14 protein-coding genes are annotated in these 19,778 nt (G+C 41.1%); 9 read left to right on the plus strand and 5 right to left on the minus strand.

Annotated features, from left to right (window positions below; all coding sequences use genetic code 11):
- Positions 1-147: 147 nt before the first annotated feature.
- The 5 genes from trhO (at position 148) to CWB60_RS11865 (ending at position 8,249) form a co-directional block, all read left to right on the plus strand.
- Positions 148-1,155: an oxygen-dependent tRNA uridine(34) hydroxylase TrhO gene (gene trhO, locus CWB60_RS11845; protein WP_138578103.1), complete on the plus strand. Its 1,008-nt coding sequence runs from the start codon at positions 148-150 to the stop codon at positions 1,153-1,155.
- 253 nt (positions 1,156-1,408) lie between these two features.
- Positions 1,409-2,425: an efflux RND transporter periplasmic adaptor subunit gene (locus tag CWB60_RS11850; protein WP_171036144.1), complete on the plus strand. Its 1,017-nt coding sequence runs from the start codon at positions 1,409-1,411 to the stop codon at positions 2,423-2,425.
- Between the two features lie 2 nt (positions 2,426-2,427).
- Positions 2,428-5,508, plus strand: a complete 3,081-nt coding sequence (locus CWB60_RS11855; protein WP_138578101.1) for an efflux RND transporter permease subunit — start codon at positions 2,428-2,430, stop codon at positions 5,506-5,508.
- A gap of 137 nt (positions 5,509-5,645) precedes the next feature.
- On the plus strand, positions 5,646-7,541 hold the full coding sequence (locus CWB60_RS11860) for a DUF294 nucleotidyltransferase-like domain-containing protein (protein WP_004587882.1): 1,896 nt from the start codon (positions 5,646-5,648) through the stop codon (positions 7,539-7,541).
- A gap of 3 nt (positions 7,542-7,544) precedes the next feature.
- On the plus strand, positions 7,545-8,249 hold the full coding sequence (locus CWB60_RS11865; protein ID WP_138578099.1) for a 3'-5' exonuclease: 705 nt from the start codon (positions 7,545-7,547) through the stop codon (positions 8,247-8,249).
- A 122-nt stretch (positions 8,250-8,371) separates the two neighbouring features.
- Here CWB60_RS11865 and CWB60_RS11870 read toward each other — a convergent pair whose 3' ends face one another.
- Positions 8,372-9,952: a BCCT family transporter gene (locus CWB60_RS11870; protein WP_004587884.1), complete on the minus strand. Its 1,581-nt coding sequence runs from the start codon at positions 9,950-9,952 to the stop codon at positions 8,372-8,374.
- Between the two features lie 435 nt (positions 9,953-10,387).
- Between CWB60_RS11870 and egtB the strand changes: the two genes are divergently transcribed.
- The gene (gene egtB, locus CWB60_RS11875) at positions 10,388-11,662 is read left to right on the plus strand and encodes an ergothioneine biosynthesis protein EgtB (RefSeq protein WP_138578097.1); all 1,275 of its coding nucleotides are present in this window, start codon (positions 10,388-10,390) and stop codon (positions 11,660-11,662) included.
- Complete coding sequence (gene egtD / locus CWB60_RS11880) at positions 11,659-12,633, plus strand: L-histidine N(alpha)-methyltransferase (protein ID WP_138578095.1); 975 nt, start codon at positions 11,659-11,661, stop codon at positions 12,631-12,633. The genes egtB and egtD overlap by 4 nt, the downstream gene beginning before the upstream one ends.
- A 4-nt stretch (positions 12,634-12,637) precedes the next feature.
- Here the strand turns inward: egtD and CWB60_RS11885 are convergent, their stop codons facing one another.
- The 4 genes from CWB60_RS11885 to pxpB form a co-directional block, all read right to left on the minus strand.
- The gene (locus tag CWB60_RS11885) at positions 12,638-13,477 is read right to left on the minus strand and encodes a PhzF family phenazine biosynthesis protein (protein WP_138578093.1); all 840 of its coding nucleotides are present in this window, start codon (positions 13,475-13,477) and stop codon (positions 12,638-12,640) included.
- Positions 13,461-15,134, minus strand: a complete 1,674-nt coding sequence (asnB, locus tag CWB60_RS11890) for an asparagine synthase B (RefSeq protein ID WP_064385433.1) — start codon at positions 15,132-15,134, stop codon at positions 13,461-13,463. The genes CWB60_RS11885 and asnB overlap by 17 nt, the downstream gene beginning before the upstream one ends.
- A gap of 438 nt (positions 15,135-15,572) precedes the next feature.
- The gene (locus tag CWB60_RS11895; protein WP_138578091.1) at positions 15,573-16,505 is read right to left on the minus strand and encodes a 5-oxoprolinase subunit C family protein; all 933 of its coding nucleotides are present in this window, start codon (positions 16,503-16,505) and stop codon (positions 15,573-15,575) included.
- 1 nt (position 16,506) lies between these two features.
- Complete coding sequence (gene pxpB / locus CWB60_RS11900; protein ID WP_096041793.1) at positions 16,507-17,166, minus strand: 5-oxoprolinase subunit PxpB; 660 nt, start codon at positions 17,164-17,166, stop codon at positions 16,507-16,509.
- Between the two features lie 196 nt (positions 17,167-17,362).
- Here pxpB and msrA point away from each other — a divergent pair, with 196 nt between their 5' ends.
- Positions 17,363-18,652: a peptide-methionine (S)-S-oxide reductase MsrA gene (msrA, locus tag CWB60_RS11905; RefSeq protein WP_055253499.1), complete on the plus strand. Its 1,290-nt coding sequence runs from the start codon at positions 17,363-17,365 to the stop codon at positions 18,650-18,652.
- A 116-nt stretch (positions 18,653-18,768) separates the two neighbouring features.
- Positions 18,769-19,524 carry a substrate-binding periplasmic protein gene (locus CWB60_RS11910; protein WP_138578089.1) on the plus strand — a complete coding sequence of 252 codons (756 nt, stop codon included), beginning with the start codon at positions 18,769-18,771 and terminating at the stop codon, positions 19,522-19,524.
- Positions 19,525-19,778: the final 254 nt, after the last annotated feature.

Raw genomic sequence — 19,778 nt, forward strand, 5'->3', positions numbered from 1 at the left:
ACAAGGGTTATGCCGACAGTAAAAACCATTCTAACGCGCTATTTTTTGCAATTAATCATAAAAAGCGTAAAATACGCGCCCCATATGCGCCGGATTTACGATTCGGTAAACGCCACTTAAGGCTATCAAAGCAAAATAGGAAGTAAAATGTCTGCTGTTCATAAAGATGATGTAACAAACGAGCACTTTGTAGTGTGTGCAATGTACAAATTTGTAGGTTTGCCAAATTTTGAAGCGCTACGTAAACCCCTTTTAGAGGTGATGGAAGCAAACGAAGTACGCGGTACTTTATTGCTTGCTGCTGAAGGTATTAACGGTACTGTATCGGCTAAGCGCGAAGGAATAGATAACTTACTTGCGTGGTTAGACACACAAGAAAACCTAAAAGACATAGTGACTAAAGAATCATACGATGATGAATGCCCGTTTTACCGCACTAAAGTAAAGCTAAAAAACGAAATTGTTACTATGGGCGTTGAAGGGGTTGACCCACTAAAAGTAGTGGGAAGCTATGTTAAGCCTAAAGAGTGGAATGCATTAATATCAGACCCTGAAGTTATTTTGATTGATACACGTAACGATTACGAAATTGAAATTGGCACTTTTCAAAATGCAGTCGATCCTAATACCAAAACTTTCCGAGAGTTCCCTCAGTGGGCTAAAGAAAATTTAGACCCAGAAAAACACAAAAAAGTAGCCATGTTTTGTACCGGTGGTATTCGCTGCGAAAAATCAACGGCTTACATGAAAGAGCAAGGGTTTGATGAAGTTTACCACCTTGAAGGCGGTATTTTAAAATACCTAGAAGAAGTGCCAAAAGAAGAAACAATGTGGGAAGGCGAGTGTTTTGTTTTTGATAATCGTGTAGCAGTAAATCATGATTTACAAAAAGGCTCTTACGATCAATGTCATGCGTGTCGTATGCCGATTACAGAAGAAGAAAAGCAAAAGCCAGAATACATGGAAGGTGTTTCGTGTCATCACTGTATTGATAATGTAACCGATGAGCAACGTGCTCGTTTTGCTGAGCGTCAAAAGCAAATAGAATTAGCACAAGCACGTGGTGAAGGGCACATTGGTAATGAAGCGCAAGCGGTTTTACAACAACGTAAAGAAGCTAAAAAAGCACAAAAAGAAGCCCAGCGCGGTAAATAATCTTTAACTACCTATTATCTACATAGCCCAGTTTATACTGGGCTTTTTTATTTATATAGCCACTTTTTAGTTTAATCCTGCCAGTATTTGTATAAATGCTTAGTCATTAGGCGCCTTTTTCAAAAATTAATTGGTATTACCAATTTAATTTCATCTTATAGTTTTGCTAATTTATCGTTCTATCCTACCTATTGATCAATCAGCTGTTAGACTTCGTAAGGTAATGGAAATAATAATTAATTAAGGTGTTACTTTGAAATCGCAAAACTTTTTAATCGGTGTGCTTAGTTCGCTGCTGTTTTTCAGCCTTCCTGCAATGAGCGCGAACGTTGTTGTACAAAAAATTGCCCTAGAAAGTGCAAAACAACAAGTGCGAGCGGTAGGAAATACAGAGGCAATACATTCGGTTGTAATGTACCCTGCAGTAGGCGATAGAGTAACAGGCGTTTTTTTTAAGCCAGGTGATAAAGTAAAAAAAGGCGATACTTTACTCGAACTTGATTCTCGTAGGCAAAAAGCAGCGCTTGATGAGGCTAAAATTAAACTTGCCGACACCCAGCGAATACTAAAACGATTAGAACAAAGTCAGGCCAAAGGCGCAGTGCCTAAAAGCGATGTTGATGATGCTAAAACCGTTGTAGAGCTTGCCAAAGTCACCCTCATACAGGCTCAAACTGAGCTTGAAGACAGAAAAGTAATTGCGCCGATAAATGGCATTATGGGTTTAACAGATGTTGAGGTAGGCGATAGAATAACCGAGCAAACGCCCATTGCCACAATAGATGACACAACAAGCCTGTACATAAATTTTAACGCACCAGAGTCGGCTATCAGTATGCTGCGTAATAAAAGCAGCTTAACGGTGTTTCCTTGGCAATCAGACACTGCCATTAACGCTGATATTGCCTATTTAGACTCACGCGTAGACCCACAAACTCGTACTTTACGTGTTAAAGCCAAGCTAAATAATGAAAAACAACAATTTTTACCTGGTATGAGCTTTAGAGTACATATTGAAGTGTTAGGCGAGCGTTTTGCTGCAGTTCCTGAGGCTGCATTACTGTGGGGGGCAACAGGTCCGTATGTATGGACCAGCGTTGATAAAAAAGCCACACGTGTTGATGTAAAAATAGAGCAGCGCTTGGCGGGGCGATTATTGGTTTCAGGGCCGTTAAATAAAGGCGATACTTTAGTAATTGAAGGGGTACAACGCTTACGTGCAGGCCAAGAGCTAAGCTTTAATTTACCCTTACAAGATTCGCAGGAGTAGGTATGAAACAGCAACCTATGATGCAAGACTTACCCTCAATGGCGATTCGCCGCCCAGTACTTGTTGTGGTGCTTAACTTGTTAATTATTATTGCAGGTATCGCTGCTATTGCGGGTGTTGAAGTAAGAGAGCTTCCTGATGTAGATAGACCACGTATTACGGTTTCGGCGCCATTTCCTGGTGGCTCGCCTGAGACCGTTGATACCGAAGTAACCAGCAAATTAGAAGGCGCAGTAGCGCGTGTAAGTGGCGTTAAATCAATACGCGCACAAAGTGAAGAGGGAAATGCTCGTATTGTGGTCGAATTTAGACCAGGCATAAATTTAGATGATGCCGCGAATGAAACGCGTGAGTCTGTTGCACGTGTAGAGCGAGACCTTCCAGAGGAAGTAGAGCGTGTTTCTATTATTAAAGCCGACAACGACGCCGAAGCAGTTGTATCTCTGACTGTTTCAAGTGAAAATTTATCGCTTGAAGCACTTACCGAGCGCGTAAATGTTGACTTAGCGCCGCAATTTTTAACTATTCCGGGTGTCGCAGATGTACGCTTAAACGGTGATAGAGAACGAGTATTAAGAGTACGAATTGACCCGCTAAAACTAAGTAGCTTTAATTTAACAGTGCCCGATGTAGCACAAGTGCTTAGCCAAGCGCCGTTTGATGTGCCAGCAGGGAGTTTAAAGTCAAACGATCAGCAAATTATTGTACGTGCCGATGCAACCTCTATTACTCCAGAACAAGTTGGCGATATTATAATACAAGGCGATACCCGAATTAGTGATATTGCAGCTGTGTATTTTGGCCCTGCCGATCCGCGCTCTATGGTAAGGCTAAACGGTAAGCCCGTTATTGGTATGGAAATTATTCGACAAGCACAATCAAATACAATTGAAATATCAGATGAAGTGCTAAAGCTTATTACAAGTATGCAAACACGCTTTCCAGAAATGGAATTTACACTTACCTCCGATGACGCACAATTTATAAGAAGCTCAGTAGATGAAGTAATTTACTCTTTATTACTTACAGTATTGTTAGTGGTTGTCACTTTGTGGGTATTTATTGGCTCTTGGCGCGCCACTTTAGTGCCTGCTTTTGCTATTCCTGTTGCTTTAATAGGTTCTTTAGCACTTATATGGGCACTGGGTTTTTCAATAAATATTTTAACCTTGTTGGCGCTTGTATTAGCCACTGGCTTAATTGTTGATGATGCCATAGTAGTAAGTGAAAATATTCAGCGCCAGCGGGGGCTAGGTTTAGGGCGTCGGGCAGCTGCTGTAATAGGCACGCGCGAAGTGTTTTTTGCTGTTGTAGCAACCACGGCTGTACTTGCCGCTGTATTTATACCTATTGCGTTTTTACCCTCTACTGCGGGTCGCTTATTTAGAGAGTTTGGTGGAGTACTTGCCGGTGCGGTAATTATATCAAGCTTTGTGGCACTTTCATTAGTGCCTGCTCTTACATCCAAATTAAAGTTAAAGCAGGGCGGTTTTCACCCATTTGCTAAACTAGGCCATTGGTTGGGTGGTATTTATACAAAAACAATTCATAAAGTGCTTAACCATGCATGGCTTACGTTTGCGCTCTGTTTATTGGTTGCAGCAGGCTCAGGGGCGTTGTACGCCAGTTTAGACAGCGAGCTTTTGCCAACAGAAGACCGAGGAAAAATTCGTATATTTGCACGCGGCCCAGATGGTGTAGGGCTAAACTTTATGGATAGGCAAGCGATAAAAATGGAAGATATTTTACTTCCGTTTGTCGATAGCGGCGAAATTGAGTCAATTTATACTGTGGTAGGCCAATGGGACCCTAATATTGTGTTTATTACTGTGCCATTAAAGCATTGGGATGAGCGCCATTTTAGCCAACAAGAAATTATTAATAAGATACGCCAGCCACTTGGCGATATTCCAGGAGCACCGGCTTACCCAGGTGGGGCAAATAGTTTAAATTTACGTGGTCAAGGGGGAGGTGTTGAAATAGCGTTGCTTGGGCAAGATTATTTGCAAATATTTAAAGCGGCTCAGCAGTTTTCTGCGGCATTAGAAAAAGCCGTTCCTGAGGTGGCACCTGTGCGTATTTCTTATCAGCCATCGCAACCACAGCTTAGAGTAAATATAGACAGACGCCGTGCACAAGAGCTCGGTGTATCGCTAAACGACATTGCCATTACCTTGCGCGCAGCAATAAATGGCGACGATGTAGAAGATTTAAACATTGGCGATCAGTCTGTGCCAATTATGCTCCAAGCGCAAAACCAAACCATAAACAGTCCAAGTGATTTGGCTAATTTATACATCAGAGCGGGTAATAGCAGTTTAGTACCGTTAAGTAGTGTGGCCTATATTTCTGAAGAAGGCGTGGCTGCAGAGCTTGAGCGTCATGCCCAGCGCCGCTCAATAGAGCTCAGCATGGAGTTGCCAGAATCGTTAACCATTGCTGCTTTAGTAGAGCAAATAAAAACGGTGTCTGAGCAATCGTTAGAGCCAGGTATTGCACTTGCGTTTAAAGGCGAAGCGCTAACGTATGAAGAAACATCCAGCGAAGTACTTGTAACTTATGTACTTGCTTTTTTAATTGTATTTTTAGTATTGGCTGCTCAATTTGAAAATGTAAATAGTGCCATTGTGGTTATGATAACCGTTCCCTTTGGTATTACCTCGGCCATATTAGCGCTTTATTTAACCGGCACGTCGTTAAATATTTACTCTCAAATTGGTTTAGTGATGCTGATAGGCTTAATCGCTAAAAACGCAATTTTGCTTGTTGAATTTGCAGACCAATTACGCGATCAAGGTTTAACGGTCAGAAAAGCCGTCGAGCGAGCTGCGCTGGTACGTTTACGCCCAATTACGATGACCCTTATATCTACATTACTTGGAGCATTGCCGTTAATTCTATCTTCGGGCGCAGGGGCTGAGGCCCGAAATGCAATTGGCTGGGTGGTGTTTGGCGGCTTAGCACTTGCGGTGTTGTTTACGCTTTATCTTACTCCGGTAATTTACTTAGGCTTAGCACGCTTTACCACGCCAAGGGGGGATGAATCTAAGCAGCTCGCACAAGAGCTTGAAAAAATAGACTAACCTTAAAGCCATGCCCAGCAACGTTTTTAAATTAAAAGTCTGCTGGGTGTGGTTATGGCTTGATTGGCACTACTTGTTTGTTAAGATAGCCACTTAAGCATATACATGCCTTTTTGTGTGGCCACAAGGAATCCCCAATGCAAGCCGAACAAGTTGAAATTGCGCAGTTTTTAGCGCAGCACCCGCCATTTGATGACTTACCGACAAACGCTTTAAACGAGCTTGCGCAACAAGTTGAGGTAGCTTACTACCGCTCGCAAACTGATATTTTAACGTTAGGCCAAGACATCGCTGATTTATTTATAATTCGCAGTGGCTCTGTGGAAATTTATCGTCGTAATAATGAGCTTTATAACCGCTTAGATGTGGGCGGTATTTTTGGCCAAATGGGCTTGTTGATGAATCGTAAAGTGCGCTTTCCTGCAAAGGCGCTCGAAGACACCCTAGTGTACTGTATTAACTTTACGCTGTTTAACCGTTTTTGTGACGAGTTTGACGGCTTTGCTGATTATTTTGAAGCCGATGGCAATGTACGCCTTCGCCAAGCGTTAGTTGAGCAAGCCGACAGCAACGATTTAACAACCGCCAAAGTTAAATCACTCATTCACCGCGATGTGGTAACGCTAAGTACGCAAACCACCATACAAGATGTGGCTAAAGTAATGACAGAAGAAGCGGTATCTTCTGTGTTAGTTACCGATTTAGACAAACCAATAAGCGACGACCCAGAAGAAGACGATGGGCAAATTGTAGGCATTATTACCGACCGCGATATACGCACAAAAGTGGTAGCCGAAGGCCTTGGGCTTGATGTTACCGCAGATAAAATTATGTCGACTAATCTTGTATTGCTTGATTCAAATGCCTATGTATTTGAAGCCGTCCTTGCCATGCTGCGCGACAACTTGCACCACTTACCTGTGGTACAAAAGCGCCGACCCATTGGTGTTATTTCGCTATCCGATATTTTAAGGTACGAGTCGCAAAGTAGTTTACTCTTGGTACGCGGTATTTTAGCGCAGCAAACCATTGAAGATTTAGCACATTACGCGCGCCAGCTGCCCAATGTATTTGTACGTATGGTAAACGAAGATGCTAATTCACATATGATTGGTACGGCAATGGCGGTAATAGGGCGTACTTTTAAACAGCGCTTATTAGTACTGGCTGAAGAAAAATATGGCCCGCCGCCAGTACCTTACTGTTTTATAGCGTTAGGCTCTATGGCGCGAGACGAACAACTTATTGTAACAGATCAAGATAACGCGCTTATTTTGGATGACAATTACGATGATGAAAAACACAACGAGTACTTTCAAAATATTTCTGATTTTGTGTGTGATGGCTTAGCGCAATGTGGTTATACCTATTGCAGCGGCGAAATTATGGCCTCGTTTAAAAAATGGCGTAAAACACGCTCGCAATGGTTTGATCAATTCTCACAGTGGATAGCCTTACCTAAACCACAAGCACTGCTTAACAGCTCAATATTCTTTGATTTAGATGGGGTGTGGGGTAAAACAAAATGGGCCGACGAGCTTAAAATTTTTATTGCTAAGCAAAGTAAACAAAACCGGGTGTTTTTAGCAAATATGGCTGCCAATGCCCGAAACCGTACACCGCCACTTGGGTTTTTTAAAGGCTTTGTGCTTGAACATAACGGCCAGCATAAGCGCTCAATGAACTTAAAACGCAGAGGCACCGCGCCGCTTTCTGATGTGATAAGAGTGCATGCACTGGCGATAGGCTCTCGTAAGCAAAATTCGTTTGAACGCCTTGAAGATATTATTGAATCGCGCCTGTTACCTGAGGGTAAAGCACAGGATTTACGTGACGCGTTAGAATACATTGCCATGATGCGAATTCGCCATCAAGCATGGCAAATAGAGCAAGAAGAAGAGCCCGATAACGACATCGACCCGCATTTACTTTCGCCGTTTGAGCAACGCAATTTAAAAGAAGCGTTTGCCATACTCGAAAAAGCACAAAGCTACTTAAAGTTTAGCTACTCAGCCAATGCGGGTGTTAAGTAGCGAATGGCTAAGCAATCGTATTTTGACTGGCAGGCTCACTATAAATCACTGGCTAAAAACGCTAAAAATGAGCATTTAAAAGCGTTTTATCAGCACGCTTATGGTGATACGCACACGCCCATAAAAGACATTTCGTTTGTGGCTCTTGATTTTGAGACAACCGGTCTAAATAGTGAGGTGGACGATATAGTCAGTATTGGCTTAGTCCCCTTTACAATGCAAAGAGTGTATTGCACGCATGCCAAGCATTGGGTAGTACAGCCTCGTAAAAGCTTAAGTGAGGAGTCGATTGTTATTCATGGTATTACGCATTCAGAAGTGGATGATGCTCCCGATTTAACCTCCCGACTAGGGCCGCTACTTAATGCACTTAGTGGTAAAGTCGTGGTGGTGCATTATGCAGCGATAGAGCGGCACTTTCTAAACAATGCATTACTTGCGAGAATTAACGAAGGGATCCAGTTTGCATTAGTCGATACCATGGAAATTGAGCAACGAGCGTTGCGCGCCCGCCAAGGCTTAATAGGGCGTTTGTTTAATCAAAAGGTAGGCTCACTTAGACTCACAGATTGCCGCAGCCGATACTCTTTGCCTGCTTATCATAATCACAATGCGCTAACTGATGCATTAGCCACAGCAGAGCTGTTGATTGCACAGCTGCAATACCATTACCGCGATGATACGCCACTGGCTGAATTACTAAGTTAAATCTATTTTTAAATTTTAGCGAATGCAATACAGGTTTAAATTATTAACCAGCGTTTAGCTTAGCCAATAAAAAACGCCGCATATTATGCGGCGTTTTTTATTGTTTACTGGCAAGCGACTAATTATTTAACAGCGCGAGGCTCAGTACGTAATCCTAATAATAGGCTTACACACATTAGTAGTAACACTAAAGTAAACGGAAGACCTGTTGAAACAGCACCCGCTTGTAATGCTTGAATCGCCTCTGTACCGCCAATCCATAATAGAGCAGCAGCAATAGAGCCCTCAACCGTAGCCCAAAAGATGCGTTGTGGTACTGGCGCATCCACTTTACCGCCTGCTGTAATTGAGTCGATAACTAATGAACCCGAGTCAGAAGAGGTAATGAAAAACACTAATACTAAAACCACAGCTAGGAACGAAAGCACGCTCGACATAGGCAGTTCGTCTAGCATTTGGAACATCGCCATAGGCACATCGGTTAAACCGTTTACGCCTAAGCTACCAACACCTTGAACAACTTGGTCTATTGCAATGCCGCCGTAAATAGACATCCATAAAATAGTAACCGCAGTAGGAATTAATAATACAGCGATTAAAAACTCTCTAATTGTACGACCACGAGAAACGCGCGCGATAAACATACCTACAAACGGTGACCACGAAATCCACCATGCCCAGTAAAATACAGTCCAACCGTGCATCCATGTTTCGTCTTCACGGCCATGTGGGTTGCTCAGTGGAATAATATTTTCAACATAACCCATAACCGTATTTGGTACGTTACCGATTGCCACAGCAAAGCCAACTAAACCAACAAACAGGAGTAAGGCAAATGCAATAAGCATGTTTATATTACTAAGAACCTTTACGCCGCCATCAATGCCGCGTACTACTGAGATAATAGCTAGTAAGGTAACGCCAATAATAACCAATAATTGTGCACCTACGCCGCCATCAGTTCCAAATACATGATTAATACCTGCAGAAGCCTGCTGCGCGCCTAAACCTAACGAGGTTGCAAGGCCAAACAAAGTGGCAAGCACGGCAAGAATATCAATAATATGACCAGGCCAGCCCCAAGCTCTGTCGCCTAATAGTGGATAAAAAATTGAACGGATTGATAAAGGAAGACCTTTATTATAAGTAAAAAACGCAAGTGAGAGCGCTACAACGGCATAAATAGCCCACGGGTGAAGACCCCAGTGAAACATGGTTGCACCCATTGCTACTTTTGCAGCCTCTGGCGTATTTGCGGTTACATTAAGTGGGGTTTCGTACCAGCCAGTAAAGTAAGCTACAGGCTCTGCAACACCCCAAAACATTAACCCAATACCCATACCTGCGGCAAATAACATGGCAAGCCATGACATACGCGAGTGTGTTGGTTTAGCACCTTCTCCGCCTAAACGAATGTTCCCATAGGGCGATACAATTAATGCCAAACAAAATATAACAAAGAAGTTTGCTGCCCACATAAAAAACGCATCAAAGTTATTTATTATATCGAGCTTAATACCATCAAGCGTTGCTTTGGCTGTTTGCGCATCCGAAACGAGAATGGCGACTAAAAAGATGACAATCAAACCGGCACTAATACCAAAAACAGGATTATGTATATCAAATCCCCATTTTTGCACGTTATCTTGACCTACGGTGTAGTCCGTATTATCAATACTATACTTGTCATGATTTTCGCTCATGAATACCTCTTATGTTGTCCTAACAAGCCAGAGAGTTCCGGCATAACACTAAGTTAATTAGCCACAAAGTAAGTTGCATTATTTACAATAAAACTTATTTGAGGACTAACTAAATTAATCGCTGATCATACCCTTAATAGTGTATGAGTTAAATCGTAAATGTAAAACTATTTGGTTATATATGCCTGATTACTTAGCGCTAAAAGCTATTTATCACTAAAAAGATAAGCTATTGTTAATTCAGTGAGTGTTAAAAATTAGTTTGTTATTAAACTAAAATTAAAGCAGCGCCACCAAACTCGTTTAGTCGTTAATACATTAGTCTACGTTTTAAATGGGTAGAGGGTTCGATTTAATCATTATGTAACATGCATAAAGGTAAAATCTGGGGTAGGCTTTATTTAATCGCAAAGAGTGAAAAGGACTAACTTTAATATGCTAAACACGAAAACGAATGAAGCGCACAGTACTGAAAAAATACATGCTCAATTTCAGTCAATTCGCCAACATAGTCTTACACTTATAAAAAACCTCAGCGCAGAAGATTGCCAACTACAAGCAATGGATGATGCAAGCCCAATGAAATGGCACTTAGCTCACACCACGTGGTTTTTTGAAACATTTTTACTTGCTAAGTATTTGCCTAACTACACGCTCTTTGATGAACAATTTAAGGTGCTTTTTAACTCCTACTATAACGGCATAGGTGAGCAGTTTAAGCGTGCTAATAGAGGATGTTTATCTCGCCCCAGTTTAGAGGTGGTGTTGCGCTACAGAGCCTATGTTGATAATGCGCTAAACGAGCTGCTTCAATTAGGCACTAACCAAACACTGTGCAATATTATAGAACTTGGGCTGAATCATGAGCAGCAACATCAAGAGCTCATGCTAATGGATATTAAATATAATTTTTCGGTTAATCCAAGCTTTCCTGCCTACAGCCAAACCCCAAATAACTTAATAAAGGTGAGTGATTCGTTAGGCACTTTAAAATATACCGAATTTAGCCAAAGCATAACCAATATAGGGGCTGATGCTAAAAACGGCTTTTCGTACGATAACGAACAACCTAAACATCAGGCCCTTATCCATGCGTTTAGTTTTGCTAATCGATTAGTGACTAACAGAGAGTACTTACAATTTATAGAGGCGGGCGGGTATAAAAACCCTTCATTTTGGTTAAGTGATGGCTGGACTAATATAAACACCGAGCAACTTAGTCACCCTTTATATTGGCAGTATATTGACGGGCAGTGGTTTGAATTTACCCTCTACGGACTGCAGCCTTTAAGTTTAGATGCGCCAGTGAGCCATGTAAGTTATTTTGAAGCGGCAGCCTATGCTAATTTTGTAAATGCGCGTCTACCTACTGAGTTTGAATGGGAGTATGTAGCGCAGCAGCAAGCACTTAAGCAACAGCAAAATGATTTGCTTACGCCAAGTGTATGTAAAAACCCAGATGATATCTCGCAGTTAAGCGATACATGTTGGCAGTGGACTAATAGCGCCTATTTACCTTACCCAGGCTTTAAACCCTTTAGCGGAGCCGCAGGGGAATACAATGGTAAATTTATGAATAACCAAATGGTTTTGCGTGGCGGATGCGTGTTTACCCCAAAAGATCATTTAAGACAGACCTACCGTAACTTTTTTTATCCGCACCAAGCGTGGATGTGCAGCGGCATTAGACTAGCAAAGGACATACTATGAGCCAAGTAACAGCAATTAATCAGCAATCAATAACCGATCTAGACTTTTTAAATGATGTATTACATGGACTTGCTCAACAGCAAAAGTCGCTGCCGTGTAAGTATTTTTACGATGATAAAGGGGCGGCTTTATTCGAGCAAATAACCTCATTGCAAGAGTACTATGTTACCCGTACTGAACTTGCCATATTAGAAGATTACTCAAAAGCTATCGCTAATAAACTGCCCGAGAACCTATCAATTATTGAGCCTGGCTGTGGCTCGGGTAAAAAGGTCGCGTATTTACTCGCCCATATGAGCAATGTAAAAACCTTTGTTCCTTTTGAAATATCATCAGAGATGCTTAATTACTCGTTAGCGCATTTATCACCGTTATTTCCGGAGCTGGCCATTACGCCATTGCTAGGTGATTTTACCCATAGCCAAATGGTTAAGCAGTTAACAAAAGACACCGCCTTAGACAGCCAAACAAATTTAGTTTATTTTCCAGGCTCTACACTGGGTAACTTTGCGCCAGTAAAAGCCATTGAAATAATGAATAATTTCCACCGTTTATGTGGTGTTGATGGCTATGTATTAATAGGTATTGATTTAGTAAAAGAGCGACAAGTGTTACTTGATGCTTACGATGACAAAGCCGGCATTACCGCCGCCTTTAATAAAAACTTGCTCCAGCGTATAAATAACGAATTAAATGGCACGTTTATTTTAGATAATTTTAAACACGAATCGCGATTTAACGAAGTGCACAGCCGCATTGAAATGCATTTAGTGAGCAAGTGTAATCAAAGCGTGGTTATTAACGATAAGCAAATAGACTTTGTAGCGGGAGAGAGTATTCACACTGAAAACTCGCACAAATATACGCTTGAGTCGTTTAAAAATCTTGCTGCTCAAGCTAATTTATCGCTTGAACAAACATGGCAAGACGAGAAAAGCTACTTTGCACTTTGCCTACTAAGGCCAATGTAATAGCTTAACTTACAACTACCTGATTGCTGCTAAACGTATAGTTTAGCAGCGCCCCTTTTGGTGACTGCTGCATAAGTGTTACTTTATTTAAACCATGTAGTCTAAAAATAAGTGGCGCAATAACCGACACGGCAGAGCCTGTAGCAGTATCTTCATTTACCCCAAATTGCGGCGCAAAATACCTAAAATACGCACTTGCGTTGTTTTTATTAATACTATGTATTTGCAATGCAATTACCGCATTGTTATGCACATTTACTAAATGTGTAAAATTAACCTGTAAATGCTTTAAATCAGCCATGTTTTTAAACAGTACAACGGTATAGCCATTTTTATAAGCTGTTGAGTAAGTTGCTTTTATAGAGTGCGAAAACACATCACTAAGGCTGTTAACCTCATCACTCTTTTTAGAATTAATAGCCGCTAGCTGAAGTTGTACCCGGCCTGTAGCTCGCTTGATTTTAAACCGTTCTTTATCGTTTGAAATAAAGTGTGAAGGGCAAAAACCAAAGTGTGCTAATAAACATTTTGCAGCAGCAAGGGTACCATGGCCGCAGCGCTTAATTTCTGATGTTTGGTTAAACCAGCGAATGTTACATACACGGTGAGAAATTTCATTTTCATTTAAAAAAACGCTAGCAGGGTGCTGCGAGTTTGATGCAATTTTTTGCATTACACGCGTACTTAACCCTTGCGTATAAATAACAATTAACGCACTTGAACCGGCTAAGTTATGCTGTGAACTAGAAAATACAGGAACTGAATAAAGGTGCTTTATATATCGCAACCTAGGCTGTTTTAGCCTACGTTGCGATAAAAGGGTGCGTTTAGCCTTTGCTTGCATACGCGTCGTTGTGAACGCCAGCTGCACGGCCTGAAGGATCAGCATTATTTTGAAATGATGCATCCCATGCAAGTGCTTCAGGGGTTGAACACGCAACCGACTTACCATGTGGTACACATTTAGCGGATGCATCACCTGGGAAGTGTGATTCAAAAATAGAGCGATAGTAATACGCTTCTTTAGAATCAGGCGTGTTAATAGGGTACTTAAACTTAGCGTTAGCAAGCTCTTGGTCGCTTACTTGCTCGTTTACAAACTCTTTTAACGTGTCTATCCAGCTGTAGCCAACACCGTCTGAGAATTGCTCTTTTTGACGCCACAGTACTTCTTCAGGCAGGTAGCCATCGAAGCCTTCGCGTAAAATGTGCTTTTCAATTTTGTCATCTTTACACATTTTTGCTTCAGGGTTGATACGCATAGCCACATCAACAAACTCTTTATCAAGAAACGGTACGCGCGCTTCTACGCCCCATGCAGCCATTGACTTATTGGCACGTAAACAGTCAAACATATGCAGCTTTGACACTTTACGGTTTAGCTCTTCATGAAACTCTTGTGCGTTTGGCGCTTTATGGAAGTATAAATAGCCACCAAATAGTTCATCAGCGCCTTCGCCCGATAATACCATTTTAATACCCATAGCTTTAATTTGGCGCGCCATTAAATACATTGGCGTTGAAGCACGGATGGTGGTTACATCGTACGTTTCAATGTGGTAAATAACCTCACGAAGCGCATCAATACCTTCTTGAATGGTAAAGTGAATAGGGTGATGTACTGTGCCAATCATATCCGCTACTTTTTGCGCAGCGGCTAAATCAGGTGAACCCTCAAGCCCAACAGAAAATGAATGCAGCTTAGGCCACCATGCGTCGCTTTCATCGTTATCTTCAATACGTTTAGCAGCAAAACGTTGCGTAATAGCCGAAATAACCGACGAGTCTAAACCGCCCGATAGCAATACGCCATACGGTACATCACACATTAGCTGGCGTTTTACAGCGCTTTCTAGCGCTTCTTTTACGTCTTGCGCTTGTGCACTGTTATCTTTTACTGCATCAAAGGTTTCCCAATCGCGCTTATAATAAGGCGTTAGTTCACCATTTTTGCTGTATAGGTAGTGCCCTGGTGGAAACTCTTCAATGTGCTTACAAATTGGCGAAAGCGCTTTAAGCTCTGAGGCAACATAAAAATTACCATGCTCATCGTGGCCAGTATAAAGCGGAATAATACCGATGTGATCGCGGCCAATTAAGTACGCATCGTTTTCTTCATCGTATAAACAAAATGCAAAAATACCATTTAAGTCATCTAAAAATTCAGGCCCTTTTTGTTTGTATAACGCTAAAATAACTTCACAGTCTGATTGAGTCTGAAATTCAAAATCTACCTCTAGCTCTGCTGCCAGCTCTTTGTGGTTATAAATTTCGCCGTTAACCGCTAAAATATTTGTTTTTTCAGGGTTATATAATGGTTGTGCGCCGCTTGAAACACCAACAATGGCTAAGCGTTCATGCACTAAAATCGCTTTTTCAGATGAATACACACCAGACCAATCTGGGCCACGGTGCCTTAGTAGTTTTGACATTTCAATTGCTTGGGTACGCAACTGAGTGGCGTTAGATTTAATATCTAATACACCAAAAATTGAACACATAGTAACTCCTCATTCCTATTATGTGTGCAGCAGGGCAACTTTGCTGTGCTGCGAAACCTTGTTTTATCAGAAATAATTACTCAAGTCACACTGCTTTTACAATTAATTAAGAATAATTTATGCACCAACTGAAAAGTGCGCGCACCAAAGTGGTGCGCTGCGCGCAGGTGTGGCTATATTTACAACACTTTTGGTGTGTAAAGTGGCGTTAGTAAGGCATTCAGTGCAGTGTTTGCAAAAAAGCACACTGCACAAATGCACCAAGTGTGTGCGAAAATTAAAGCAGAGCTTAAATTGCCTTATTATAATTTTTTGCGTTAGCGTGTTTTAATTTTATGCGCTTAATTAACCAATCTAAGCCTACCTATTGCAAGTTAAGTAGAGCGCCGCTTGTACTTTTATTAGCTCCTTGTAATAGGTTTATATCTCACCTTAGAGTTAACTGTATTTAAGCGCCAAGCTGAGCTGATGTAAGTGACCTTTAAGCTTTTGTTTTGCTAAGCTAGCCTGCTCATGGGTTACTTGCTTAAATTCAATTGAGTCACCGGATCTAAATTGCGCAAATTGATGTAAATCAGCCTCTATTACCGTGCCAAGTAATGGGTAGCCACCGGTTGTTTGTGCATCGTTAAGTAATACAATAGGCTCACCACTGGGCGGTAATTGAATAGAGCCTGGGCCTGTACCAAGAGAGGCAAGTGAGTGACTATGAGTTAGGGGACTTTCGTTTGTTAGCCTAAGGCCCATTCTGTTGCTGTTATGGCTTACTTTAAACGCCGTTGAAAAAAACTGTTTAAGTAGCGTATCACCTAATAGATGCGCATGTGGGCTTGCATATACCCTAATCACCTTTAGTTTAGGCGGAGTAATAGCGCCACGCTGTATAAAGCGCGTTATTGGCACGGGCGATGTTTTAATAGGAATCATGTCGCCCTCGCTAAGTGCTTTACCTGCTAAACCGCCAAAGAGCGCGTTTAAATCGGTTGATTTTGAGCCCATGATATCTTTAACATCAATGCCACCTTGTACGGCTACATAGGCACGCAAACCAGCGCGGCCAGTATCAAAGCTTAAAGTTTGTTTGGCTCTTACTTGGTAACTCCAGCCAGGGTACAAGGGTGTTTCATCAAGCGCAGCGTTTAAATCAGCACCTTGTAGGGCAATAACAGTATCGGTTTCAAACTGTAACTCGCAAAGGCCTAACGTAACTTCGAGCACAGCTTCATTATCTTTGTTACCCACTAATTTATTGGCAATTATTTGTGCGTAAGGGTCTAAACAACCCGCTTGGCTTACACCTAAATGACGATAACCGCAGCGCCCGCCATCTTGAATTGTAAGTTGTACACCAGGTTTAAGAACTTTTATCACTTTATGCTCCTTGCATTGTGTTTATTGAAACGAACGATAGCGTGTCGCCAGGTTTAAATAAGCAAGGATCTGAGTGTGTGCTATCAAAAAGGGGCGTGTTTGTGTGGCCAATGATATGCCAACCGCCAGGTGTTTCTGCTGGGTAAATGGCAGTTTGCTCTGCGCCTAAAGCAATGGCACCTTTAGGTACTTTAGTACGCGGCGTGTCTCTGCGTGGGATATGCAAGCGTGAATCTAACCCATGTAGGTAAGCAAACCCGGGCTGAAACCCTAAAAATAAAACGTGGTAAGTGGCTTGGCTATGTATTTGAATAATTTGCTGGGGTGTTAAATTAGTTTGTTTGGCAACAAAATCTAAATCTTCTCCATCATAAGTAGTGTGTATTTTATGGTGAGTGCCTTTAAATGTTGTTGCTTGTACTTTGTCCCATAAATCAGGCAACGCGTTTTGCCATTTTTTTAAATTACTTGCCGATTTTAAATAAAGCGTTAAAGAGTTCATGCCTGGGACTAAATCAATAAATTCGTTACTTTGCTTTAGCCGCTTAGTGAGTGCCCAAATTTTTTTTTGAGTGTCTAACACATTGTTTTGTTTATGCTGTGTGGCATCTAATAGCAAACTGTTATTTGTTAAAGTAAATACCTGTAAAAATGCAGTCATAATTTAATCTTTTTATACAACGTGCAACAAAGCTAACATAGTTTTGTCAATTTATTCAGTACCTAGCCATAAGAAAAATAAACGAAAAAGAAATGCAGACTCAAACTGTATTCAAATTTAGCACGTATTTATTTACTGAAATTAAAACAAGGGATGTTGGGTCTTAATTAAAACACGTAGGTATTAAGAGGTATTTATGACATTTTCTCGCTCAGTTTATTTATTAGGCGCCGCTATTACATTTAGCGCCGGCTGCTTTGCTTTATCAACCGAAAAAATAGAGCACAGCAACGTAGAGGCCACAATGCATATAAAAACCATTGTGTTAGGCTCTGGCTGTTTTTGGGGAGCCGAAAAGCGCTACGAAGCACTAGAAGGGGTTATTGATGCAGAGTCAGGCTATGCAGACGGGCACGGCTTTAAAGCAACCTATAAAAATATCACCGACCAATCTCGTCGGTTTGACGAAAACAACTACGCTGAAGTAGTGCAAGTGATGTACAACAGCAATATCATTTCTTCTAAAGCGCTATTACAAAATTACTTTGAAAGCCATGATCCTACACAATCGAATCGCCAAGGTAATGATATTGGCACGCAGTATCGATCAATTATTCTTACTACCACTAAAGAGCAAGCGCAGCTTGCAGAGCAAGTTAAAGCCGAGTATCAGCCGTTATTAAGTGAAGCCGGTTATGGGGCAATTAAAACAGTAATAAAACCGCTTGAGGGGTTTGTATCTGCTGAGGAGTACCATCAAAATTATTTACAAAAGAACCCAAATGGCTATTGCCCAGATCACGCCACGGGTGTGGTATTTAATAAAACTAAAAAAGCAGATGTAGACAATAGTGTTTTACTCACGGGCAAGCAGATTGTGGTACTTGATTCGCGCGAATACTGCCCTTACTGTGAAAAATTTAAAAAAACAGTCGCTAACAATTACAAAGGTTCAATCCCACTGACATTTCGTCACGCCGATGAGCTTAATGGCCTAACTATAAAATCGGCAACTTGGGCAACCCCCACCATTTTGTTTTTAGAAAATGGAAAAGAGGTGTACGCGCGTCAAGGCTATGCAAGCCCCGCTGAATTTTACAAAGCGCTTGGCGCCTTTAAGCTAGGCGATAGTGATGCCTACGAAGTCGCATTTAATGAGCGCACCGACAGACCTTACTGTAAAGAGTATAAAGAATTTAAAAACACTCCCGACGGCGTATTTGTTGATAAATTAAGTGGTGAGCCATTATTTGATACCCGCGATAGATTTAATTCGGGCACGGGGTGGCTGTCGTTTAAACATCCGGTTAAAAATAGTGTTACTAAGCATAAAGATACCAGCTGGGGGATGACTCGAATTGAGCTTAAATCAAAAAGCACAGGTATACATTTAGGGCATTTATTTAAAGGTGAGGGACCAAGAGGCACAGATAGATACTGTATTAATGCTACTGTGTTAGAGTTTATACCTCGTGACAAAAGCTAATTTATAAGAGCGATTAATTCGCTCTTTTATATTTAATAAATCTAAACTTTAATTAACTGTGATTATGTTATATAAATTAATAATCCAAACGATATAAACGGCATTTTACTATCAAATTGATTAACACGTTAGCACTTGTATCAGGGCTTATAACTATAAGCCCTGTATTAGCACAGCCAGCCGAAAAATATGTAATAGGGGTAGAGAATATAGAATACCTGCCTTATTACGATGGCAGTGGCACTAATAAGCGTGATTATTTTGGTTTTAGTAAAGAGTTACTGGAACTATTTGCAAAACAACAAAATATTAAATTTGAATTTTACACTTTGCCTATTCCGCGCCTTTATAAAGAGTTTATAGAGCATCACCATGTTGACTTTAAATACCCCGACAACCCTAATTGGCAAGTAAGTTATAAAAATCAGCATCAACAAGATATTAATTATTCTGTGCCTTCATTAGTTACACATACAGGGATAGCGAGCTTAAAAGACAATATTAAACTTGAAGATTGTAAATCACTTGCAAAAGTGCGTGGCTTTACATTGCAAGGGCTTGAAAAGTTAACCTCAATGCCAGGCTTGCAAGTACTCGAAAATGATAACGTTATTGAGATGATTTATTTGCTGCATAAAGAGCGAGTTGATTGTATATATATTTCACACGATGTACTTAAATACAATATAGAAGAATTTTTTGATACTCCCGTCCCTGTGTTTTTTCAGCATCAGTTGCCTGTTGATCACCAAGCGTTTATGTTATCGAGCATTAAACACCCACAGCTCGTTAAAAAGTTTAATGTATTTTTAAAAGACAATGAAAATACCATTGAAGAGCTTAAACAAAAACATAACTTTATAGTTGAATAATACTAAATTTAAGCGAATTGGCATAAAACGGTGGGGCAGGTAATCGTGTTTATAAAACAAAAACGGCCCATATAAGGTCACCACCTCACATGAACCGCTTTTCACACTGACAACATCTTACACACACAATATAAGATTTGGTTTGCTACATAGTAGCTAATTACGTTATTGCTGCGTACTGCTGGTGGAATAAAAAACAGTCCAAACCAAGTCACCACCTAACTTGAACTGCCTTTTCACACTGACAACATCTT

It is taken from the genome of Pseudoalteromonas sp. S327, from assembly GCF_005886415.1.
Classification (GTDB): Bacteria; Pseudomonadota; Gammaproteobacteria; order Enterobacterales; family Alteromonadaceae; genus Pseudoalteromonas; species Pseudoalteromonas atlantica.